Genomic DNA, 23879 nt, shown 5'->3' with positions numbered 1-23879 from the left:
TTTAAATAAATAGCATTCAATGAATGGATAGCATGACTGACCACGTTACACACTAATGGCCGCAAGACCTAGTCAAAAAGAGTCACCTGATAAAAAATTCTTCATAACACCACCAACAACACCTTTTATTGATGCTGTTTGACCTGCTGGATCAGCTGGGCTTGAGAGAGATAGCCATTTTGCAAGGTACCATCCGCATAAATGATTGTGGGTGTTCCCTTGACGCCCATCCGCTTGCCTAGCTCATAACTCTGATTCACCAGCGCCGTACATTTCCCCGATGGAGTATTGGGCGCCTGCCCGTCAATCGCATTATTCAGACTTTCCTGTGGATTACGACTACACCACACTTGTGCCATTTCAGCGGCTGCGGGAGACCCCTCTCCGGCTCGCGGATAGGGTAGATAACGGACCTCAACCCCCTGTTGATTAAGTGAGGGAACATCGTTATGGAATGCCTGACAATAAGTACATGTGACATCAGTGAAAACAATGACACTGCCTTTAACACCATTGGCTGAGCGGAAATCCACAAAATGCTGTGGCGACAGTTTTGCCAGCGCTTCCTTGCGCTCCTGACGCGCCCGTATATCACTCAGATTAACCAACCCCATGGCAGTATTTTCATACATATCCCCAGTAAGCAAGTAATGCGCATCGGCATCCGAATAGACAACTGTCCCTCCGGCCAGACGCAAACGATATAAGCCGGGGACGGGCGTGGACGACATGTCCTCCACTTTCACGACCTGACCATCCACCTTGATCTGAGCGAGCGGCTGGGCATATGCAGGGGATGTGAGACACATCAGAGCAACGATTGCCAATAGGTAAACATACCACAATAAATGCTGCGGACGACCGTATGTATTGTTTATATGATGCGCATGAAACATGGGTTACTCCCGATGCACCGACAAGCCGAATAATCTGATAAGGGTATTCATTACAAGCCTAGAAATACAAGAAGCAAAGGATATCAAATTGCCCCTAATTCTAACTGAAAAAACATCGCTAAATTTTTGGTGAATTCAAATTCGGGCACCCAACCGTTGTACATAACTCACTTTATCCACAGGCGTATTTCTCCACCGTATTATATTATCCGCGCGGATGATGTGTATGATGAAGCTCTTCCAATCGGCGCTGGGCCACGTGCGTGTATATTTGGGTAGTGGAAAGATCCTGATGCCCCAATAGTTCCTGTACCACGCGCAAATTGGCCCCATGATCCAGTAAATGCGTCGCAAATGCATGACGCAATGTATGGGGAGACAGGGGCTTCTCGATGCCCGCTGTTTTGGCATGACTTTTTATACGATACCAGAAGGTCTGCCGTGTCATGAAGTCATCATGACGACCGGGGAAAAGGGGTGGCCGGGTAATATCACTCATCAGCTCGCCACGGCCTTCACGAATATAACGTTCGAGCCAATCGACAGCCTCCTCGCCCAGTGGGACAAGTCGCTCCTTGTTTCCTTTACCCAGTACACGCACAACGCCCTGCCGCAGATTCAGACTGTCCAGACGCAACGATACCAGCTCAGTAACACGTAACCCACATGCATAAAGGATTTCCAACATTGCACGGTCACGTAATCCCAGTGCGGTATCTGTATCGGGTGCCTCCAGCAAACGATCAACATCCTGTTCATCCAAGGTTTTTGGAAGCAACGCTTTTAGAGGAATAGCCTGAACATGGCTAATCGGATCGGCCTCGATCAATTGCTCCAGCAGGGCCCAACGATAAAAACGGCGCAGGCTGGAGAGTAAACGAGCGTCGCTCCTGGGACTATAGCCCTGATGTTTACGTTGAACGAGTAATGTATCCAGAGCTGATTCAGGCGGTGTCAGCAGTTTAGATGGTTCGCCAAGAAACCTGCTCCACAAAAGAAGATCGCGGCGATAGGCTTCGAGTGTATGCTCACTGGAACCGCGTTCCAGCCATAGCGTATCGATGAAATTATCGATAAGAGACACACTTTCGTTCATTCGACACCTATTCCGCTCAGAACCCATATTATTGAAAATTTACTCTGGGATGAGAATTTTCAGTTCGCCATTCACCACAAAAACGAAACCCCGCAACCTTGAGCAGGCGCGGGGTTTCGTTGGCTCGCACTACAGTCAATACAGACTGATGCGTCAGGAAAGTCCGATTAAGACAATTTTTCCTTGATACGAGCAGCCTTACCACTGAGTTCACGCAAGTAGTAAAGTTTGGCTTGACGAACATCACCACGACGCTTGACAGAGATGCTATCAACCAGCGGGCTGTAAGTCTGGAAAGTACGCTCTACACCCACACCGTGAGAGATTTTACGAACGGTGAATGCAGAGTTCAGACCACGATTACGCTTGCCGATAACAACGCCTTCGAATGCCTGAAGACGCTCACGGGTCCCTTCAACAACCTTGACCTGAACAACAACAGTATCACCAGGTGCAAATGAAGGGATTTCCTTGCTCATTTGTTCCGCTTCGATCGCCTGGATCACTTTATTACGATTACTCATGTTCTCAATTCCTTTATCGAGTCTTGCGACTCTGTGACCCCGGCGATAAAACGCGGGGATCGTAGTGTGGATGACATGCCAAGGGCCTTCTATGAGGTTGGCACACCGCCGTTATCCTTTTCGATAACGTATTCGCTTACGTACTCATCGAGAAGCGATTGCTCTTCGACCGTCAACGTCCGCGTTTCGAGCATATCAGGGCGAAAACGCCAGGTACGCCCAAGTGATTGCTTCAACCGCCAGCGCCGAATGGCACCGTGATTACCACTAAGAAGAACTGCAGGTACCTGCTTGCCATCAACCTCTTCAGGTCGTGTGTAATGTGGGCAATCGAGCAAGCCATCCGTAAAGGAATCCTCTACGGCTGAAAGCTCATGACCCAATACACCGGGCACCAGGCGAGAGACTGAATCGATCAACACCATGGCGGGTAGCTCCCCACCACTAAGCACGTAGTCACCAATGGACCATTGCTCATCAATGTCACTCTCGATGACGCGCTCATCGATCCCTTCATACCGACCCGCAACAAGCACCAGGTTACCGGCGCTTGCCAAATGGGTAACGCCTTGCTGATCCAGCGGACGCCCCTGTGGGGAGAGGTAGATGACTCTGGGAGGCACGCCTTCCCGAGTCAACGCGGATCGGGCATCATGAATGGCCTGTCGCAAAGTATCGACTTTCATCAACATACCTGGGCCACCCCCATAGGGGCGATCATCGACGGTACGATGGCGGTCGGTAGCATATTCGCGAGGATTCCAGTAGTCAATCGAGAGGATACCCTCCCGCACCGCTCGACCACTGACACCATACTCAGTCAATGCCGCAAACATTTCAGGGAATAGTGTCACTACGCCGATATGAAGCGACGAAGCACCCTCTTTATTCCCTTGTATATCGGCATCCGACATGCTCTAGCTGACACCCCATACGATAAAAGAAGCTGATTATTGAATTGATATACCCAATAGTAGGTACTCGGGAAACGCCTAAAACTCAGGGTCCCAATCAACAACCATTTCCTGCGTGTCCAGATCGATTCGCTGAATCACCTGATCAGGTAGATAGGGCAACAAGTGCTCTTTACCGCCTTCTCCACCACGTACAACCAAAACGTCATTGGCCCCCGTTTCGAACAGATGATCCACCTGCCCCAAAACAACGCCATCCAGGGTCACTACCTTCAGACCTTCCAGTTGATGCCAGTAGAATTCATCTTCTTCAAGAGAAGGCAATTCCTCTTTTTCCAACAGAATGGTCGCACCACTCAATGCCTCGGCAGCATCGCGGTCAGATACACCTTCAAGCTGGGCCACTAGCCCCTTGCCCTGACGGCGTCCCTGTAGCACCTTGTAACGATTGACTGTACCGTTCTTCTCAACACTCCAATGAGTGTAATCAAGAATGCCTTCCATGGGACTGGTATGGGAGAACACTTTCAGCCACCCTTTAACACCGTATGGGCTGGTTAGTTTGCCCATAATGACACGACTTTCATCATGTTCGGTTGTAACAGCGTGCCTGATACTCACAATACAGCCCTTTCTGGAAGATCACCCTTGGGTATAACGGTTTCCCTTATAGAGGGACGCGCTGCTTATGCAGCTGTTTTGCGAGCAGCCTTGGCCAGCTCGGCTACACGATCGGAAAGCTGTGCGCCCTGGGATTCCCAGTAGGCCAGACGATCCAGATCGATGCGAAGACGTTCTTCACCACCGCGTGCTACAGGATTGAAGAATCCCAGACGCTCGATGAAACGACCATCACGTGCAACACGTGAATCAGTCACTGTCAGATGATAGAAGGGGCGTTTTTTGGCGCCGCCTCGTGCCAGACGAATGGTAACCATCGTAAAATCTCTCTAGCTAATTCGATAAAGCAGGCTTCCAGCACATGCCAAAAACCCGAACTGTACGCTGTGGTACTGCTACTTACCCTAGTACGTACCCTGAACTGCTTCGTTATATGCTTTCGCATCAGCCGAAACAGCTACCGCTGGCTGCATTTTACGCGCAGCCACCTCGAAGACGCGATATTCTACGGGAAAAATCAAGCTCTGAAAACATCAAAGCCTGATATTTCTTTCAATTAACACTTGATAGTGTAGCATGAAGCGCTTAGCGGCGAGGGAAACCGCCGCCCATACCACCGGCACCCCCCATGCCTCCGGGGCCTCCCGCACCGCCGCCAAACATACCGCCCATACCACGCATCATTTTTTGCATACCGCCATTTTTCATCTTCTTCATCATCTTCTGCATCTGTTTATGCTGTTTCAGAAGACGATTAAGATCCGGTACCTGCGTCCCCGAACCTGCGCAGATACGACGCTTGCGGGAACCTGTGATAATTTCGGGCTTACGGCGCTCTGCAGGGGTCATGGAATTGATCATGGCTTCCAGACGGCCAAATTCTTTCTCTGCATTCTTGCTTTGGGCTACTTCAGCCATTTGCCCCATTCCGGGCAATTTATCCAGCAGTTTGCCCATTCCGCCCATGTTCTTGAGCTGTTGCAGCTGGTCACGAAAATCTTCCAGATCGAACCCCTGACCTTTCTTGATTTTCTTGCTGAGTTTGGCTGCTTTTTTCTTGTCAACCGTACGCTCGGCTTCCTCGATCAGGCTGAGCACATCCCCCATACCCAGAATACGTGAAGCGACGCGGTCCGGATGGAAGGGCTCAAGGGCGTCGGTTTTCTCACCCACACCGATGAACTTGATCGGTTTGCCGGTCAGATAACGTACGGAAAGTGCCGCACCGCCACGTGCATCACCATCAGCCTTGGTCAGTACCACACCTGTCAGCGGCAACGCATCATGGAAGGCCTTGGCCGTATTCGCCGCATCCTGACCAGTCATTGAGTCAACAACGAACAGGGTTTCTGCCGGATGAATCGCTTTGTGGAGATCCTTGATCTCCGACATCATCTCTTCATCAACGTGCAAACGACCGGCGGTATCGACCAGCACAACATCGTAGAACTGGATTTTCGCATGCTGAATGGCTGCTTCAGCAATATCGACCGGCTTTTGCTGTGAATTGGAGGGGAAGAAATCAACGCCTACCTCTTCAGCAAGACGCTCCAGCTGATCTATGGCCGCCGGACGATAAACGTCAGCAGACACTACCAATACCTTTTTCTTCTCGCGCTCACGCAGGAAGCGGCCCAACTTGGCCACAGTGGTGGTTTTACCCGCCCCCTGCAAGCCCGCCATCAGGATGACAGATGGCGGATGCTTAAGGTCAAGAGGAGCGTTCCCCTCACCCATGACCGCTTCCAGCTCATCACGTACGATCTTGACGAACTGTTGCCCGGGCGACAGGCTTTTGGATACTTCCTGCCCAACAGCACGTTCACGCACACGTTCAACAAACGCCTTAACGACTGGCAGGGCAACATCGGCCTCCAGCAGGGCACGACGCACTTCGCGCAGGGTTTCGCTCACATTTTCTTCAGTGAGGCGGGCCTGGCCCGTTATACTACGAAGAGTCTTCGATAAACGATCGGACAAACTCTCGAACATGAAGTTCTCCCGAGGATGTGCCGTTATCAACACACCCAGTAAAAACAGGGCGGATCAAACCGCAAATAAATTCATAAAACTATAGACGCAGCATTATAACCACTACAGGCGCCTTACTCCATCCATAACCTCGAAGATCTGCCAGCAAATGTTTATAATAGGTCAAGACTTCTGTTTGACTTCACGGCATAGCGACTCTTTGCCGGAACATATGATACATCGAGGCTCCCCCTTCGTTTACTGCCCTTTGCGAGACCGTGATGACGTTCAGCCATGCGCTACCTTTTGCTCTCATCGCCCTGCTGCTTTATTTGACAAGCGGCATATGGCAGGCGTGTGTGCTGATGCGGACCTCAGAACCTCATCCGGCCCTGATTCGTATATCAGGGCTTGCCGGCACCTTCTTTCACGGCATCGTCATTTACCTTATGGTCTATCATCATCATGGCTTTCTGAATCTGGGGATACTCGAAGCCTTGAGCCTGGTGTGCTGGCTCACCACACTGCTTTTGCTCTTGACCAGTTTGTTCGTTCCCTTGATTGCGGCCTCTTCCGTATTACTGCCACTGAGCGCCATTTGCCTACTTGCACAGATCGCGCTGCCGGCTTCGCTGAATTACAGCCAGTATCCTATAGGTGTGCTGGCGCATATTGCCGGCTCAATACTCGCATTCGCCCTATTTGCCATTGCCGCTGCACAAGCATGTCTGATAGCGCTTCAATATCGCGCACTGAAAAGCGGTAAATTCCGTGGCATCATTCAGGTTTTACCCCCATTGACACGCATGGAAAACCTGCTTTCAGCGCTATTGGGGCTGGGCATCATCTTCCTGACGATTTCTATTGTGTCCGGCGCGGTATTTGACCCTGACTTTCCGGGGCATTTTTCTACCTCCAAGGCACTACTTTCCCTGCTCGCATGGGTGATCTTCGCCGGCTTACTGATCTGGCGCCGCTACAAAGGCTGGCGTGGTCGACAAGCGGTCTATTGGACACTTATCGGCGTTGCGGTCATTTTGTTGATCTTTATCAGTAGTCAACTGCTTTTCGTTCAATAGCCAATATCATTAATGATTATGGCAGCCCTGAATACGCTGCATTTATATGCCAAAACCTCTGCACATAACATCATGAATATTTATTCAGCCTTAAGATTACGGGCATTTACTTGACCCGAAAGTGCAGCCCCCTTAAAACATCGCATTGTGAGGAAATAATGCCAATGAACATGTATGGGCCTGACTGGCACATCACGACAACAACTGCTGCTTCCTGCCTCAGTGAGGGAGTTGCAGCATGAGCGGAACACCACTACTAACGCTCTACGTCATTTTGTTGATTGCTGCCTGTGCGTTTTTCTCCTTTTCCGAAATAGGCATGATGGCCGTCAACCGGTATCGCCTGAACCACTTGGCAAAGAAGGGGAACAAAGCGGCGGCGCGAGTGCTTTCACTGATCAAGCAACCTGACAGGCTGCTCGGCGTGATTTTGATAGGCAATACGTTGGTGAGTAACCTTGCTGCCTCATTGGCGACGGTACTCGTCATGCGTTTTGTGTCAGGCAGTTCGGCGCCCGTTATCGCAACGATTGTCTTGACCGTCGTGATGCTGATCTTCGGGGAAGTGATTCCCAAGACATGGGCCGCCGTGCAGCCCGAGCGCGTGTCATATCCTTGTGCACGCGTATTGGCCCCCATGCTTAGCATCTGCAAACCGCTGGTCATTATGGTCAATGGCATTTCAAATGCGCTGTTGAAGATGTGTGGGCTCGGCAAGATCAAGCCGGATGAATCAGCGCTGTCACCGGAGGAGCTGAGAACCGTTGTCGGGGAAGCAGGAAGCCTGATTCCTTCCCGTCACCGAGCCATGCTGATGTCGATCATCGACCTGAACAAGACGACCATCAATGACATCATGATCAATCGTCATGATGTGGAAGGCATTGATTTGCATGATGATGAAGAGACGATTCGCCATCAGCTCTTGCACATGAAACATACACGCTTTCCTGTATACGAAGGCGATATCAATAATATTGTCGGCATTCTGCATTGCCGGAAACTGGCTGAATTGTTGGGTACGCCCGGTGATTTGAAAAAGAACGTGAAAGATGTTGTCTCGGAACCCTATTTCGTTCCGGAATCGACACAGTTGCACACTCAGCTCCACTACTTCCAGACCCAGCACAAACGCCTGGCCATAGTGGTAGATGAGTACGGCGATGTAGTCGGCATGGCGACGCTTGAGGATATTCTGGAAGAGATCGTGGGCGATTTCACCTCCCAGACACAACCATCCAGCGGTGAGCTGAAGCCTTACAAAGCCGGGTATCTCATTGAGGGCAGGATGTCGCTCAAGGAAATCAATCGATTACTGGGCTGGCACTTACCCACAGAGGGGCCACGTACCCTGAATGGATTGATTACCGAAACACTGGAAACCATTCCTCAGGGGCCTGTCTCATTGCATTTGGGCGACTATTGCATTGAGGTAACCGAATTGAAGGAAAACCTGATCGCACATGCCTATTGCCGCGTTTTCTAGGTAATAGTCGAAGCACATACAAGGCCTCTTTCCTTCGGACACTTATGTCCAAAATTGTTGTCAATGGAAGGAGTGTCATATGCCGCTATCGATGTTGCCCTGGCGACCCATCCCGTGCATTACAGGGCTGTGCTTTTTTCTTGCCTCGTATACGGTGGGAGCCCAGGACATAAAGAGCAACGCGCACTATCTTTTCCTGAATCAGAATGAGGCATTACAGCTTACGCAAAATGGAAATATTCTCCCACTGGAGAAAGTGCTCGAAAGAGCGCATATGGCATTATCCGACAAAATGCTAGAGGCGTCGTTGAAACGCTGCCACCTACGTTATGTCTACCTTTTAGAGATACTGGATGCAAAAGACCAGGTCCATGATGTGCTTATCGATGCAGCTACAGGCGAGTTGATCAGGCAATAAACAGGAAGTTACGAGATGCGTTTATTATTGGTGGAAGATAACGTTCCTCTTGCTGACGAGTTGAATTCTCTCTTCAGCCAGCATGGATATGCAGTCGACTGGTGTACTGATGGGCGCGATGCCGCCATTATGGCCACCAACATTTCCTTTGATGCTATCGTCCTTGACCTTGGGCTGCCCGGTCGCCCGGGTATGCAGCTACTGGAAGAGTGGCGAGCCAAGGGGCTGGACACCCCAGTACTGATTCTGACGGCACGTTCGAGTTGGAGCGAGCGCATTACCGGTCTGCGTGCCGGCGCGGATGATTATGTGCCGAAACCCTTCCATCCGGATGAACTTCTACTCCGTCTGCAAGGGCTTATGCGCCGCCGTCATGGACAACATCCGACTCCCCGTCTGTCGGTATCGGGTGTCATTCTGGATGAAGCCAGCCAGTGCGTATCGACCATATCCCATCCGGAACCTGTAAGCCTGACGCGCGCGGAATTCTCGATCTTGCGCTATATGATGCTACATCCGGAACATGTCATCCCCAAGGACAGGCTGCTGGATCATCTCTACGATAGCGAACACGAACGAAATCCAAATGTGGTCGAAGTGCATATCAACCACCTTCGCCAGAAGCTGGGGCGCAGCATTATCGTCACGCAGCGCGGCCAGGGATATCGTTTCGGCGGTAATACCGAGCCCGTCGCCGAGTGATCTCACTCACACGTCGTCTCGGTTTGGGGCTTCTGATCGCCGGGCTGGCGGTCATGCTCTTGCTTGCGCATGGGAGCGTTCTTCTCTTTGACCATGCCATACGCGGCTATCTGGGGGAACGCCTGCAGGATGCCGCTGTGGGTGTCACGACTGAATTGCTGGACACCCAATCGGATCATTATGCGGGCGTCATTCCCTTCATGGATGCCTACAATCGAGTCTATTCCGGCTATTACTATTGTATTCGAATAGATGGCCATCGAGAGATTCGTTCTCGTTCACTTTGGGATCAACGGCTTCCCATACTGGGCTATGGGCTTTCACATAAACTGCACCCGGGGCCTGAAAAACAGCAGCTGCTGGTGTGGCGGGGCAAGTTTACCCGCCATGGCCATCAAATTGATGTGACTACTGCACTCGACTATACCGCCGTGTCTGCGCGCCTAAACTGGCTACGCATGTCAATTTGGCTACTGGGAGGGGCCATGGCATTGCTGTTGGTCTTTGTGCAACAGCAAGTCATTCGTATCGGCCTACGCCCTCTTCAGCGTGTTCGACAGGAGCTTACTCAGCTGAATGATGGAAGCCGGATGAAGATCGAGACACGTGTTCCAGAAGAGATCGCTCCGGTTGTCTCTGAGCTCAATCACCAGCTTGAGCGTATCGAACATGTGGTGAACCGGTCACGGGATGGTACTAGTAACCTGGGACATGCGCTGAAAACGCCCATTGCGGTGATGGAAGCCGTCATTGCCCGTCGTGAATTGGATGCGTTACCTGAAATACGGACAACATTGAGTGAACGGTTAAATGAAATTCATCGACTGGTAGAACGTGAGCTACAGCGCGCACGGCTGGATACACGCGACTCGTCTTCAAAAACGAAATTCAAACCGGATGATGCACTTCCCGAACTGCTCACAACACTGCAGGAACTCTATCCGCATATCACCTTCAATCACTTCCTGAACAACATTCCATCTACCCTCCCGTGGGAACATGAAGATATGCTGGAAGTATTGGGTAACCTGATCGACAATGCCGGAAAATGGGCGCACTCCCGTGTGGTGATCCGCCTTTGTGATCATCGCGATCACTTAACGATTGAAGTAGAAGATGATGGCCCGGGTATTCCACAGGCCCAGCGTGAAGGTGTACTGAATCGGGGAACACGGCTGGATGAGCGGGTAGCTGGACATGGTTTGGGACTGGGAATCGTTGAACAGGTAATTAGCTATTATCAAGGGCAACTAGTGCTGGATGATAGTGAGTTGGGCGGTTTGAAAGTGGTTGTTTCGCTCCCCTATTAAGCTTTGAAACAGTTATAACCGCTATTTGCCGCCGCCCAACTCTTTTTTCAACTCAATGACACGCCGCCTAAGCTCGAACCGATCCAGTGTACGCGGGTCTATGGGAGCACCAAAGCCGATGCGTACGCGTCGCCTCAAGCGTGTTGGCCAGCGCATGAAAGGTTTGCCGGCCTTGTAAGAACCCCATGATCCCCATAACCCGCTGGTGGCAGCCGGGATCACGGGCACCGGATCCTGAGCCAACATCTTTTCAATCCCGCGTCTGAAGTCCCCCACCTCGCCATCGCGCGTTAACCTTCCCTCAGGGAATACCATCACCACGTCACCATTACGCAGGGCTGCACTGACTTCATTGAGCGCTCGACGCACATCTTTGGGATTGCGTTTTGACAAGTCTACCGGAATGGCCCCCGCCAAACGGCAGAACCAATTCAACCAGGGTGATTCATAGGCTGGTGCATCCATCATGAAACGCAGCAATCGCGGGCTGGTCCCCCCCAGCAAAAGGGCGTCCATATAGCTCACGTGGTTGCATACAACAAGCGCAGCGCCTTCCGACGGGATATTCTGCCGCCCGGTAAGGCGCAACCGATAGCAGCACCTTAACGCAATAAACATGCAAATACGGATACCGGGACGCGGATTATTGACCACAATAACCGCACATATTACCCACGCAATAAACGCAATCAATGAAAAAAAGACATTGATTGAGGCCCCCATAATGCTTAATACCAACACACCAAGGCCTGTCGCCAAAATCATGAAGAGAGCATTCATGATGTTATTGGCGGCAATAATGCGTGAACGTTCGTAATAGGCACTACGCGTTTGCAGGATCATATAGAGCGGAATGATATAGAGCCCCCCACCCACACCCACGAGTGCTAAATCAATAAAGCACCACCAGATACGCCAATGCCCCAATAACTCACTCAGGGCACGAATATGATCGTTATGAATGAAGGCGTTATGATGCGCAAAATCAAAACCGGCAAAACCAATAATCAAAGCACCGAAGGGGACAATCCCGACCTCGGTACGTCCTGCGGAAAGCCGTGAGCACCAAAGTGCCCCAACACCGATACCCAGTGCGAATGCCGCCAGCATGAAGCTGACTGTCGCGCTGTCACCATGCGCAATTGTTGCGGCCCAAAGAGGCAGCTGGGTGAGATAGCTGGTTCCCAATAACCAAAAGAGACTAATACCCAGCACTGCGCGAAAAAGGAGCGGCTGCTCCCAAACCGAACGCATGACATCCACACTTTGCTTGAAAGGTTGCCATTTTAAAGGGCTGTAATGTATTGGCGGTGCTTCAGGAATGCGATAGGCCGCCAGAAGTCCCATTAGGGAAACAACGATCATTCCTCCGCCCATAAGGAGGGAGGCCCCCTCTGATGAGGAAAACAGCCCTCCAGCGAGGAGCGTACCCAACAGGATGGCAAGGAATGTCCCCATCTCGATCCAGGCATTGGCACTCACCAGCAATCCACCCGGCACATGCTGGGGGAGTATGGCGTATTTGACGGGACCAAAGAGGGCTGCCTGAATACCCGCTACCAACAACAGCGCCAATAGAGGGATATAAGCGTGAATCAGAAGCATTCCCGCGGCCAGGCACATGGCAACCAGTTCTACCCATTTTAGAAGGCGAATCAGACGGGTTTTCTCCATGCTGTCAGCCAGTACCCCACCGGTCGCCGAGAAGAGCAAGAAGGGTAGGATAAAGAGGGCTGCTGCCAGATTATTAACAAATCCGGCATTCCACCCCTTGTCAGGAACAGCCACATAGGTAACCGACAGCAGCAGAATTTGCTTGAAAAAATTGTCGTTGAACGCACTGGCCGCTTGAGCCCAGAAAAAAGGGGCAAAAAAGCGTGATTGCATCAAGCCTTCAGAGGAAGGTACAGGAAAAGGCCTTTTCTTCATTAAATCAACGTGCGATTTCCGAGCGCCGCGAGCGTCATGGCGATCAATTGATCAAGGAGGACCTCCACCTTGACCGGCTGCCCTTCAAAAACGCCCAGACGTTCAGTCATGCCAAGTTGAACCAAACCATGCACACTTCCCCACAAGGTACGTGCCAAACGGTTCGCATCACGGCTGCTTAATTCGGGACGAAGCTCCTTGAGTGTCGCTTCCACCCGGATAAACAGGGCCTCGATTGCTGAATTCTGACGTTGATCAAGTTCCCCTTCCTGCGCCAACGGAAATTCAAATAGCAACTGCCAGCGATGAGGATGATGCTTGGCAAAATTCCAGTAACTATGTGCCAACACCCCCATACGTTCTTCGGGGCTGGCGTCCGTACTGCTTTCAATACCTTCACTGAGTAATTTGAGCGTATCGACATTCACAAACTGTAGCAAATTATTGAAGCTGCCATAGAGCTTGAGCAATGTACTGGGAGCACACCCTAGTGAGCGGGCAATCGAACGCAGGGAAAGTGTTTGAACAGGTTGCGTTTGCAACCATTCATCACACGCCGCCATCACCTGCGCATGCAGCTCTTCAGGTGCTCGCTGACGCGGTCGTGCCATGGCTTTCTCCCGATTATCAATGAAAATGCAAATTTAAAAAACAGTGTTCAGTATCATATAGATACACAAACGAAACGCAAGATACAATCTCTTTTAACGTTTATTCCATATTCAAAAAGAATTTATTCAGCACAAATTCGTCGACAAGACAATCATCATTGATAGACGAGCTGACCCGGTATACAGGTTCGACGTAATCGAAAAGCCCCAATTACCATTGGGCGATAAATGTTGTTCTCTATATGAAGAACCGTTCCCGCAAGCGCACGGCGCAAAGCAAGTGTTACCAAATGAAAAGCCTGAAAAGAAAAAGTGACCATAGTCATTTGACACGCCGAAGAAGCAAGTTTCGCTTTAGGTTACGTAAAGATGTATCTGCTATAACGCACCATTCAAATACGGATGGGTGCCACAAGCAGCACTAGCTCCTTCCCTCTTTCTCCTTTTTTCAATAGTTACTACAGCAACTCTTTCCAACAGTGAGCTCCTGAAAGCACTCCCTAGGGGTGCCGCCTGTCAGAAACCAACTACCTGGGGCCAACTGTTTGAAGCTAACTGTTAGAAGCTACCGCGGCTCTGTTACGGGTATATGCATGACCAGCTCAATTAACCCTATTTTCTTTTATAGTCTTCGCCTTTTACTGGGCGGACTGGGCATCTACCTGGCAAGCTGCTTTGCTCCTCCATATGTGAGCGCTGAAGATATTCAGGATGCGGGATCTTCAATCCCACCCTTTGCGGAGGGGAACATGCTTGCTCTTCCTCCGATGGATATAGCATCCCCCTACATACATAAAAGCGCAAATGATCCACGTGAATACCGTTATTTGACATTGCAAAATGGACTAAAGGTTCTATTGGTCAGAGACCCTACCGCAGAGAAAAGCGCTGTCGCCATGAATGTTGAGGCAGGAAGTGCCGATGAGCCAACGAACAAGTCGGGGCTCGCACATTTCCTCGAACATATGCTGTTTTTAGGAAACGATCACTATCCCGAAGCATCCGAGTTTAGCGATTATATTCATGCATATGGCGGACGCGATAACGCCTATACCGACTTTGATCGTACTAATTATCGACTTGAAGTGGCTCGAGATGGCCTATCTGGAGCCTTGGCGCGTTTCTCTCGTTTTTTCATCGCTCCGCTGTTGAGCGAACACTTCATTGAACGTGAACGGTTCGCAGTGAAGTCCGAGTACGAGCTTTCCTTTAGTGATAACAGTTATCGTTTCTACGATGCCCTATGGCAGGCAAGCTCAAGGAAGCACCCCATCACTCAATCCGTGGTAGGTGATATGACCACGTTGAGCGGTTCACCCTCGCACCTCAAGAAGGCTTTAAAGCAATTCTTCAAACAGCATTACAGTGCCAATAGAATGCAGTTGGTCATCATGAGCGCTCATACACTGGAAGAAATGACAGCGTATGCGAAACGATATTTTGCAGAAATACCGAATCATCATCTTCCCAAACGCGCCCCATTCCCCCCTATTCTTTCTCCTGACAGGCTACCTGCACGCATGAGCATCGAATCAGAGACAGGAAGTCATCATCTTGTTTTCTATTTCCCGATTCCCGACCCCACGTCACAACCGCAACATGTGCCGTACGACTTTGTCCGTGCACTGATCAGTCATCAGGGGGAAGGTACGCTTACAACTCGTTTAATGGAAAAAGGCTGGGTATCACAGCTGGACGTTGATCTTCCCGTGAGAGACAAACAACAAGCATTAATGTATGTCGACTTTCAATTGACAGAAGAAGGCATTACTCACATTGATGACATTCGCACGACATTCTTCGACTACATGGAACTGATCCAAACGCACTCTGTGACTTCATCACGAAATGCAGAAAATGCGCGCTTGGCCGCACTCCATTTTTCCTTATATCAACCACACAGTGATATGGAGACAGCCAGTGAGCTGAGCAGCACACTTTCCTATACACCAGCAAGTGAAATCAATATCACAACGTTAAGAAGCCATACCACAACAGCAGAGTCCCTGGCGACATTCATGCGATATCTAACACCTGAAAACATGCTTCAACTCTACAATGGGCCGAATGTTGAAGTGGCGCATTATTCGCCCCGATATCATGTAGGCTACCGGTGGGAGAAGGTCCAACAATGGCCACAAGGCACACACATTACGCCCCTCAATTTACCGAAGCAGAATAAATTTATCCCACAACGGCTTACGATGCTGTCAGTACAGGATTACCGCCCTCGCCGGTTGATCAATCAAGAAGGCATGGATGTCTGGTATCAAGGGGACAATCACTACCACTCACCCCGTGTGGAATGGCGTATCCGTTTCATGAATCCGAATACGCATCGCTCACCACATGATAGAGCGCTCACTGCCCTGTTGGTGCAATGGTTGAATCAAACGCTGGAAAAAAATAACCATCCCGCCCAACTTGCGCTGCAATTCATGAATATCGGGACAGATAGAGACGGTATCGCCACCTCCTTCTCTGTATGGAATGACCGCTCATCACAACTCATCACGACCTTCACGGATGCATTGATCAACACCCCTGTCACACCCTCAGGATTCGAGGAAGCACGGGCGGCCTATAGGCAGTCAATAGAGGGTAAGGTAAAGCCACAACTCTACAATGCTTTACTTGGCGAGCTGGATCGTAGGCTAAACCCATATAGGGATGAAGACAAAGTCGTTTTGGCTGAACTCAAGAGTCTGAAGCCAAAAGAGCTTGAGCAGTTCAGAAGGGCATGGCTGAACTCTCTACACGTACAGGTATTAGCTATTGGAAACGTGACATCGGAATCAGTCATACATACAGCAAATACATTACACAAGCGCTTAAAGCCAAGCGTACCTTTAAAAAATATTCCTGTATTGGAAGCGGTAAGCTTACCCGCTTCACAAATACATCTGCAACCGACACTGAAAGGATACACCGATTCCGCTGCACTGCTTTATTTTCAGCCACCACAGACGGATTTACGATCGCGCGCGTTAACCAGATTGATTGAACAGCTTATACAAGCCAATTTTTACACCATCATGCGAACTAACCGACAATTGGGCTACGTCGTTAATGCTGAATATTATCCGGTTTTCTCAAGAGCTGGATTATTAATGCTCATCGAATCATCCGACTTCCCCAGCAATACGTTGAACGAGCAGATGCTGGACTTCATGGCACTAATGACAAGGCAACTACAAACACTCACATACGAACAACTGGAATTCGCCAGGAAAGCAGTCGTGCAACAATGGTTTCAGCGTCAGGATAGTTTGAGCGAATTAGCCGACAAACAGACCCAGTTGCTGGAACTGGGCAACATTGGGTTCGATTTGCCATATCAGCTATACGACGCGCTCAAAACCATTGATACCAAAGAGGTCCAATCAGCGTGGGAAGAATTGATTCGCTCGCCTTCCCTACTCATTACCCATGATCCTGAACCTTCATCGGAAGGCAGTACGGTATCATCCGTTGAACACTCGGAGTCTGCATGATCAATCATCATGGGGTAGCCTACTTCACCCATCAGCCATCACAATCTTGATATCACACTATATCAGCCTACGGATCGACAGAAGTACGCTTAAAATAGCACGCCAATGAAACACTTTTAAAAACAAACTTTTATATAACAAAAGGAGCACACAAGGCTCCCTTTGTTATTACACCCTACTGACGGCCGATTACATTTATAGGGTTATTCAAACGCCTGCGCAGGCATAATCGCTTCTACATGCATTACCAACTCTTCCAGTAATGCGCGCTTTTTATCATCCTGTACTTCCTGATTCAGGCGCTCAATTTCACGAGCAAAACCTTGCAGTGTCAGTGAAGAAAGCTCCGGTGAATTGAAACGCTCCCAACGCATTGCATCCCACCGCTCGCGCTCTTCACCCTCCAGTGTCTCGGGATAACTACGTGCCCGTAACCTAAAGAGCATCTCTTCCAAACGTGGATCTTGAAAGGGCACATTCAACCCGACCAGATCCCAGCCTGCATACTTGTGCACTTCAGCCATGGCACGTTTATCGGCAGAGGAGAAAAAGTTTCCCGAGTAAAGCATCAGGTCAGGATCATTGGAGGAAGGCGGATTTCCTTCATTAAAGACAGCCGCCACCTTTTCAGCCAGACCATCGGCCTGAACCAACCTTTGCCAGTGCTGTTGAGCCTGTGCTTTATCAATATGCAAACGTTTTGCTGCCGCGTCATCAAGCGCCTTGATGGGAAGCACCACTGGACTACGGTTTACATGTACCAATTTGAGGGGAATGCGGGTTGTGCCTTCTGCCAGCTCTTCACGACTCACAAACAAGCGAGACCTGATCTCATCGACCGATAAATCGATCAAGGGTTGAGGGTCAACCGTGAGATCCATCACAATCACCGCATTGGGATTGGTTGAATGCCGAGCCAGCGGAACAATCAATGAACAACAGCCACTCGCAGCAGGATAACGGCGCGATATATGAACCATCGGTTTACGCGCGCCAATATCCAACAGCTCATTGACACGATGTTTATTGCGCAGTGCCAGTAGATAATCGAAGAACTTGCGATTGGTAGTGCGTAACAACTTCGCTATCTCGATGGTGGCATACACATCCGCCGTCGCATCGTGCGCATCCCCATGTTCAATACCATTGACAACCGTCAGTTGATCCAATTTGAAACTGGGTACCTTATTACCATTGATATCTTCACGCATCGGCCACTGGATACCCTCAGGCCTCAACGCATAAAAGGCTCGTACAGCATCGATCAAATCCCAACGTGAATTGCCGTTCTGCCACTCACGGGCATAAGGATCGAACAGGTTTCGATAAAGCATGAACCGCGTCACTTCATCATCGAAACGCAACGTGTTGTAACCCAACGAGCAGGTGCCGGGCACACTCATCAATTCATTGATACGCTGTGCGAATTCAACCTCTGGCAAACCGCGTCGATTAGCCGTTTGCGGGGTAATACCCGTAATCAGACATGCTTGTGGATGTGGTAAATAGTCCTCGGCCTGACGGCAATACAGTGTCTCGGGCTCACCAATAACATTAAATTCGGCATCGGTACGGATAGCTGCAAACTGGGCCGGGCGATCTCGCTTGGGATCCGTTCCAAAGGTTTCATAATCATGGAAAAGAAAACTGATATCAGACACGAGCGCTACCTGCCTTGGATGAAATACAAAAATGAAGAGTATCAAATACGACGAAGCCGACAAGCAGGCATCGCGAATACCTTACTTATCGGCAACGAGAGAACAGAATAAAGCCTGCTCCTGATTTTTAGAATCCTTTGGAAACGTTTACCTAATCTTCCTGATTAGGCAGCGTGACATTCAGCTCAAGAACAGAGCAGTCCGCATCTCGATCCAGATTGATGCTGATGGCATCACGATCCACTTCAACATACCGACGAATCACTTCCAGCAGCTCACGCTCAAGCATCGGCATGTAATCGGGCTGACCACGTTGTCCCCGCTGATGCGCGACGATAATCTGAAGGCGCTCTTTGGCAACAGACGCTGTCTTCTTGTTCTCACCACGAAAGAAATCCAGCAGTCTCACCGACGACCTCCCCCGAACATACGGCTCAGGAATCCACGCTTCTGTTCTTCGTGGAAACGCAAGGGTTTATCTTCACCCAGCAGACGATCAACTGTATCCGAATAGGCTTGCCCCGCGTCACTGTCCAGATCATGGGTGACAGGAACACCCTGGTTGGAGGCACGCAATACTGCTTCAGATTCAGGAATCAACCCAACCAGAGGAATAGAGAGGATTTCCTGAATATCATCAAGATTCAGCATGTCACCGCTAGTTACACGGTTAGGCGAATAACGGGTGATCAGCAGATACTCACGAACCGGGTCCTTGCCATTTTCAGCACGACGGGTTTTAGAGCTCAACAGCCCCAAAATGCGGTCAGAGTCACGTACTGATGAGACTTCGGGGTTAGTCACTACCACAGCTTCATCAGCGAAATACATGGCCAGTTGTGCACCACGTTCGATCCCTGCAGGTGAATCGCAAACAATGTAATCGAATCCATCTTCATCCAGTGTTTCAAGCACTCGCTCGACGCCTTCAAGCGTCAGCGCATCCTTGTCACGCGTCTGGGACGCAGGAAGAATGTACAGATTCTCGATTCTCTTGTCGCGAATCAATGCCTGTGAAAGACCGGCTTCCCCCTGAATGACGTTGATCAAGTCATAAACGACACGACGCTCGCACCCCATGATGAGGTCCAGGTTACGTAACCCCACGTCGAAGTCGATGACTACCGTCTTTTTACCGCGCTGAGCCAACCCGGTAGCGATTGCTGCTGCACTGGTGGTCTTGCCAACACCGCCCTTTCCCGATGTAACTACTAATATCTTGGCCAAGGTTAGATTCCTGTATGACGCTATTCATGACTCATGGCCGCGACCGGCATCTTTGCCGAGGGCCCTGATAGGATTCGAAAGAGAAATCCCGTTGGATGCTGCTAAATCGATTCGTGATTGCCCTATAATCAGGGCTAATCCAGAACGCTTATGACCAAATAGCTGCTTTTTAATTTAGCTATAGCCAGTTATAGATCCATTTTATCAATTGTCCAAGTAATTCACGACTCTGTATACATTATTAATGCTTTTGTTGAGCATAAATGGTTAATTTATGTATCCAAGCGTCAAGCGTTGCCGTGCATTATGACCATTGACAAGCGTTCGCATTTACTCTTCAAAAGCACTGATGTCGAGCTGATCGTCCACCATATGAACTTGAACACTGCGCCCAATCAGCTCTCTCGGAATATCTTCCAAACGTTTATAGTTACCGGCAACCGCCAATAACTCGGCTTCCAGCTCCTGGCAAAATACAGCGGCATCCAGATTCCCATGAATGCCTGCCAGTGCGCGCCCACGCAGGGCACCATAGATATGAATACTGCCTGCCGCAAGCACCTCTGCCCCCGCATTAACAGCACCCACAACGATCAGATCCCCTTCGGGTGAGCTTAATTGCTGCCCCGAGCGCACTGTACCCCGGAATACTCGTGCACCATGTGCTTCACGGGAGGGCGAGGCTTCTTCACGCCGAGAGGCCGGAATCACTTGCTCGACCGGCTCAGCCATGGCTGGAGTACGCGCTTCATTCGGTGGGAACCATCCCAGTCCCAGCGCCCAGGCAGATTGTTTGACATCATCATTACCACCTCTTACTGCAACAGGTAGCAATTTATGCTGACGTAGCATCGCGCAGAGTTGATCCAGCGCCAATGGCTCTCCCTGGCAGCGCTCAACCCCCAACACCACCGGTGTATGCTGGAAAAAAGCTGGTGCCTGACTGATCTTGCCTGTTAATTGCGCTTCGATATGCGCAATGTCACTGGTCGCCAGCTCAAGTACCGTCATGGGTAGCATGCCACCCTTAAAGGTAAAAGCGGCGGACTCAGCATCCAGCTCTACGCTCATTGATTGCTCCACACTTGGGGTAAACTCATCCTGTCTCTTGTTAGAGTATGAGTGTATCAGCTCTTGTACAGCCGCAAAGCCATAAAAACATCTCATCACACTATTTTGTGACAACGTCTTTATGATGATGTCTTTATAACTGCATCTTGATAAAGGCATCGCATTGCAAGCGCCAAAGCTCAGACTCACATACGTAAGGGCTAGGGTAACAATTTTTATATTCAAGTGCAGCGTAACATGGTGACTTTACGAACTTTATTTTCCCTGGATCTTGACGTTTGTACCATCAGCGCGTAGTATGCACATCCACTGATGCGGGGTGGAGCAGTCTGGTAGCTCGTCGGGCTCATAACCCGAAGGTCGTTGGTTCAAATCCAGCCCCCGCTACCAAGTTTTTTGAAAGAGATCATGTGAAAGCGTGATCTCTTTTTTTGTTTTTTAGATGAATAAATCTGGTTGCTCAACCTTACTGCCTGTGCGGCAGCTCACAGATACAGTTTCAGATGTGCTGTATTCGCGTTTTTCTAAGCTGCCTGTGCGGCAGCTCACGTAATGCCCAATAGGCGTCATTACTGCTGCCCTTTCTAAGCTGCCTGTGCGGCAGCTCACTACTATTGCCGCTTTGCGCGCTGGTACTCTCCTTTCTAAGCTGCCTGTGCGGCAGCTCACAATCATGCAATATTTTTCTGATCGGGTAACGTTTTCTAAGCTGCCTGTGCGGCAGCTCACTTTTTTGTTTAACGTTTACTCATGATTCTAATTTTCTAAGCTGCCTGTGCGGCAGCTCACACTTGCGCCGTGAGCGTGGGCGTGGAGAGCGCTTTCTAAGCTGCCTGTGCGGCAGCTCCCCCATTACCATCATCATCTTGGCCGAGCTGGAATTTCTAAGCTGCCTGTGCGGCAGCTCACGCGGTCAGAGCCTCCCACACCTTCGAAGTACATTTCTAAGCTGCCTGTGCGGCAGCTCACTTCCAGATGTGCTAGGCGTTTATCTGATCGATTTTCTAAGCTGCCTGTGCGGCAGCTCACATAACACTTGAAAGGCTCGTGATTCTTGGGAGTTTCTAAGCTGCCTGTGCGGCAGCTCACGTGGAGTCACTCAATGATCGCAGCAACGAGCTTTTCTAAGCTGCCTGTGCGGCAGCTCACGAGACCGTCAAGCATTGCTTTAGCAGTTAAGTTTTCTAAGCTGCCTGTGCGGCAGCTCACTTCAGGCTTTGCAGTATCTTCGGTATTGAGCTTTTCTAAGCTGCCTGTGCGGCAGCTCACCTGATCCGCGTACTGATTAGCGGATTTCAGTGTTTCTAAGCTGCCTGTGCGGCAGCTCACGTGTTGCAAACGAGGCAGACACCGTTTCCATTTTTCTAAGCTGCCTGTGCGGCAGCTCACTGTGCAGTACGGGTGTAGCTTTCGAAGGTAAATTTCTAAGCTGCCTGTGCGGCAGCTCACGACAAAAAATTGTTGCAGCTGCCGGGAGCGGTTTTCTAAGCTGCCTGTGCGGCAGCTCACGTCCGTAGGTGCGCCTTGTAGACCAGCTGTGCTTTCTAAGCTGCCTGTGCGGCAGCTCACCCCTAAAATCAGCCAACCAGTATGCCGATCAATTTCTAAGCTGCCTGTGCGGCAGCTCACTAAGAATCCGGCGCACAGGTGTTGATTACCCAGTTTCTAAGCTGCCTGTGCGGCAGCTCACAAAGTGACCACCTGGCTTATGGTCAGCGTGTCTTTCTAAGCTGCCTGTGCGGCAGCTCACCGTTGGACTGAGATATACGATGGTGCCAACTGTTTCTAAGCTGCCTGTGCGGCAGCTCACAATCACGCAAGCCGAAAATGGGGAGCGATAACTTTCTAAGCTGCCTGTGCGGCAGCTCACAAAATGTGTAGTACGCCACGGCGTTATCCGGCTTTCTAAGCTGCCTGTGCGGCAGCTCACTGCAAACAGTGCCTGCAAACAATTCACGCTACTTTCTAAGCTGCCTGTGCGGCAGCTCACATTAAACGCTGGCGTGATCTTGAAACTGGCAATTTCTAAGCTGCCTGTGCGGCAGCTCACCGAGAGTTAGATGATTATTGGTAGGCGGCCAATTTCTAAGCTGCCTGTGCGGCAGCTCACGATTATCGATGTCAATTTTCCGATTACTGGCTTTTCTAAGCTGCCTGTGCGGCAGCTCACTAGAACGAAAAAACAGTAACTCTTTGACTAACAAATAGAAATACCCTTTATTATGACTTTTCCCCTTTTTACCAGCCAATTTATAACCTATTGATAAAAGGGGATATTTTTCACACGTCAAAAAAAGGGTCAAAACCAGGGAATTGTCGCCTCACGACTCAAACCGTAGTGATTGAATTTCCCATGGAGTGGGTTCTCGAGTACTTCACCATGCTCTATAAAGAGGGCAAAACGCTGTCGGGTTGATCGGCTCGGCACTTGCAGAAAAGGCAAAGGGATCTTCCGTGATGCGGGTGTTTCCAGCAACTTCCGAGCTTCATCAATATCCAGATTATGGCGCTTGGCTAAACGTCTGACTCTACTAGGGCTACCTGTATTGAATTGACGTCTCGATACCGTGCGATAGCTCACTGATGAAGGGACGAGGTTGAGCTCGCCCACATGAATATGATCTCTCATCCCAAAGTACCAAGGCATATTCATCAATTCTTCAAGTCGCTCACGTCGACCATGCACTCGCAATCGGTTGCCGGGAGTCCTCGCCTTGATACCCGTGCGGTGATCCGGCAAGCTGATACCAATATCGTCAGCATCAAGATCAAACAGGGCTCGGTGAAGCTTGGAATAAAGTACTCCCATCAATGTCCCTTCAACGAAGTCAGGATCTGGAAGTATTCGGATATCCAGGTAGTGATCCAT

The 23879-nt window shown here is 50.1% G+C and carries 20 protein-coding genes, 1 tRNA gene and 1 CRISPR repeat array; of the genes, 7 read left to right on the top strand and 14 right to left on the bottom strand.

The features are described from left to right. Positions 1–125 precede the first annotated feature (125 nt). From LMG33818_RS09990 to ffh, 7 genes are all read right to left on the bottom strand, one after another. Entirely contained in the window at positions 126–896 is a 771-nt protein-coding gene (locus tag LMG33818_RS09990; RefSeq protein ID WP_442323239.1) for a DsbC family protein, read from the bottom strand. Positions 897–1101: 205 nt separating this feature from the next. Beyond that, positions 1102–1980 carry a site-specific tyrosine recombinase XerD gene (gene xerD, locus LMG33818_RS09985; protein WP_442323335.1) on the bottom strand — a complete coding sequence of 293 codons (879 nt, stop codon included), beginning with the start codon at positions 1978–1980 and terminating at the stop codon, positions 1102–1104. Between the two features lie 179 nt (positions 1981–2159). Further along, a complete protein-coding gene (rplS, locus tag LMG33818_RS09980; protein WP_442323238.1) occupies positions 2160–2516 on the bottom strand; it encodes a 50S ribosomal protein L19 in 357 nt (118 codons plus the stop codon). Between the two features lie 89 nt (positions 2517–2605). Next, positions 2606–3430, bottom strand: coding sequence for a tRNA (guanosine(37)-N1)-methyltransferase TrmD (gene trmD / locus LMG33818_RS09975; RefSeq protein WP_442323237.1), 825 nt, complete (start codon positions 3428–3430; stop codon positions 2606–2608). A gap of 78 nt (positions 3431–3508) precedes the next feature. Next, positions 3509–4000, bottom strand: a complete 492-nt coding sequence (gene rimM, locus LMG33818_RS09970; RefSeq protein ID WP_442323334.1) for a ribosome maturation factor RimM — start codon at positions 3998–4000, stop codon at positions 3509–3511. Positions 4001–4116: 116 nt separating this feature from the next. Further along, positions 4117–4368, bottom strand: coding sequence for a 30S ribosomal protein S16 (rpsP, locus tag LMG33818_RS09965; RefSeq protein WP_442323236.1), 252 nt, complete (start codon positions 4366–4368; stop codon positions 4117–4119). A gap of 268 nt (positions 4369–4636) precedes the next feature. Further along, complete coding sequence (gene ffh, locus LMG33818_RS09960; protein WP_442323235.1) at positions 4637–6043, bottom strand: signal recognition particle protein; 1407 nt, start codon at positions 6041–6043, stop codon at positions 4637–4639. 344 nt (positions 6044–6387) lie between these two features. On the opposite strand from ffh, the gene LMG33818_RS09955 reads away from it, so the two are divergent. From LMG33818_RS09955 to LMG33818_RS09935, 5 genes are all read left to right on the top strand, one after another. Further along, positions 6388–7101: a cytochrome C assembly family protein gene (locus LMG33818_RS09955; RefSeq protein WP_442323234.1), complete on the top strand. Its 714-nt coding sequence runs from the start codon at positions 6388–6390 to the stop codon at positions 7099–7101. Positions 7102–7339: 238 nt separating this feature from the next. Beyond that, the gene (locus tag LMG33818_RS09950; RefSeq protein WP_442323233.1) at positions 7340–8587 is read left to right on the top strand and encodes an HlyC/CorC family transporter; all 1248 of its coding nucleotides are present in this window, start codon (positions 7340–7342) and stop codon (positions 8585–8587) included. A gap of 79 nt (positions 8588–8666) precedes the next feature. After that, positions 8667–9005 (top strand): PepSY domain-containing protein, encoded by a 339-nt coding sequence (locus tag LMG33818_RS09945; protein ID WP_442323232.1) that lies wholly within the window; start codon positions 8667–8669, stop codon positions 9003–9005. Positions 9006–9020: 15 nt separating this feature from the next. Then, positions 9021–9707, top strand: a complete 687-nt coding sequence (locus LMG33818_RS09940) for a response regulator transcription factor (protein ID WP_442323231.1) — start codon at positions 9021–9023, stop codon at positions 9705–9707. Next, positions 9704–11017: a sensor histidine kinase gene (locus LMG33818_RS09935; RefSeq protein WP_442323230.1), complete on the top strand. Its 1314-nt coding sequence runs from the start codon at positions 9704–9706 to the stop codon at positions 11015–11017. The genes LMG33818_RS09940 and LMG33818_RS09935 overlap by 4 nt, the downstream gene beginning before the upstream one ends. A gap of 21 nt (positions 11018–11038) precedes the next feature. On the opposite strand, the gene LMG33818_RS09930 is transcribed toward LMG33818_RS09935, so the two are convergent. Both LMG33818_RS09930 and LMG33818_RS09925 read right to left on the bottom strand, forming a co-directional pair. Beyond that, a complete protein-coding gene (locus LMG33818_RS09930; protein ID WP_442323229.1) occupies positions 11039–12904 on the bottom strand; it encodes an MFS transporter in 1866 nt (621 codons plus the stop codon). Between the two features lie 41 nt (positions 12905–12945). Next, complete coding sequence (locus tag LMG33818_RS09925) at positions 12946–13557, bottom strand: TetR/AcrR family transcriptional regulator (protein ID WP_442323228.1); 612 nt, start codon at positions 13555–13557, stop codon at positions 12946–12948. A 593-nt stretch (positions 13558–14150) separates the two neighbouring features. Between LMG33818_RS09925 and LMG33818_RS09920 the strand changes: the two genes are divergently transcribed. Then, complete coding sequence (locus tag LMG33818_RS09920; RefSeq protein WP_442323227.1) at positions 14151–17051, top strand: insulinase family protein; 2901 nt, start codon at positions 14151–14153, stop codon at positions 17049–17051. A gap of 203 nt (positions 17052–17254) precedes the next feature. Here LMG33818_RS09920 and sbcB read toward each other — a convergent pair whose 3' ends face one another. The 4 genes from sbcB to minC all read right to left on the bottom strand — a co-directional run bounded on the left by sbcB (position 17255) and on the right by minC (position 21010). Further along, positions 17255–18712: an exodeoxyribonuclease I gene (gene sbcB / locus LMG33818_RS09915; RefSeq protein ID WP_442323226.1), complete on the bottom strand. Its 1458-nt coding sequence runs from the start codon at positions 18710–18712 to the stop codon at positions 17255–17257. A 151-nt stretch (positions 18713–18863) separates the two neighbouring features. Next, entirely contained in the window at positions 18864–19121 is a 258-nt protein-coding gene (gene minE, locus LMG33818_RS09910; protein WP_442323225.1) for a cell division topological specificity factor MinE, read from the bottom strand. After that, on the bottom strand, positions 19118–19939 hold the full coding sequence (minD, locus tag LMG33818_RS09905) for a septum site-determining protein MinD (protein ID WP_442323224.1): 822 nt from the start codon (positions 19937–19939) through the stop codon (positions 19118–19120). The genes minE and minD overlap by 4 nt, the downstream gene beginning before the upstream one ends. Before the next feature lie 330 nt (positions 19940–20269). Continuing rightward, positions 20270–21010: a septum site-determining protein MinC gene (minC, locus tag LMG33818_RS09900; RefSeq protein WP_442323223.1), complete on the bottom strand. Its 741-nt coding sequence runs from the start codon at positions 21008–21010 to the stop codon at positions 20270–20272. 313 nt (positions 21011–21323) lie between these two features. Here minC and LMG33818_RS09895 point away from each other — a divergent pair. Continuing rightward, positions 21324–21400 (top strand) — tRNA-Met (locus LMG33818_RS09895). A 131-nt stretch (positions 21401–21531) separates the two neighbouring features. Next, positions 21532–23180: a CRISPR direct-repeat array (repeat unit 28 nt; unit sequence TTTCTAAGCTGCCTGTGCGGCAGCTCAC). Positions 23181–23309: 129 nt separating this feature from the next. On the opposite strand, the gene cas6f is transcribed toward LMG33818_RS09895, so the two are convergent. Beyond that, the gene (gene cas6f, locus LMG33818_RS09890) at positions 23310–23879 is read right to left on the bottom strand and encodes a type I-F CRISPR-associated endoribonuclease Cas6/Csy4 (protein ID WP_442323222.1); all 570 of its coding nucleotides are present in this window, start codon (positions 23877–23879) and stop codon (positions 23310–23312) included.

This window comes from Cernens ardua, from assembly GCF_051251085.1.
GTDB lineage: Bacteria > Pseudomonadota > Gammaproteobacteria > Pseudomonadales > Halomonadaceae > Cernens > Cernens ardua.
The sequence above is the reverse complement of the archived record's forward strand: the minus strand, read 5'-3'. Positions and strand labels throughout refer to the sequence as shown.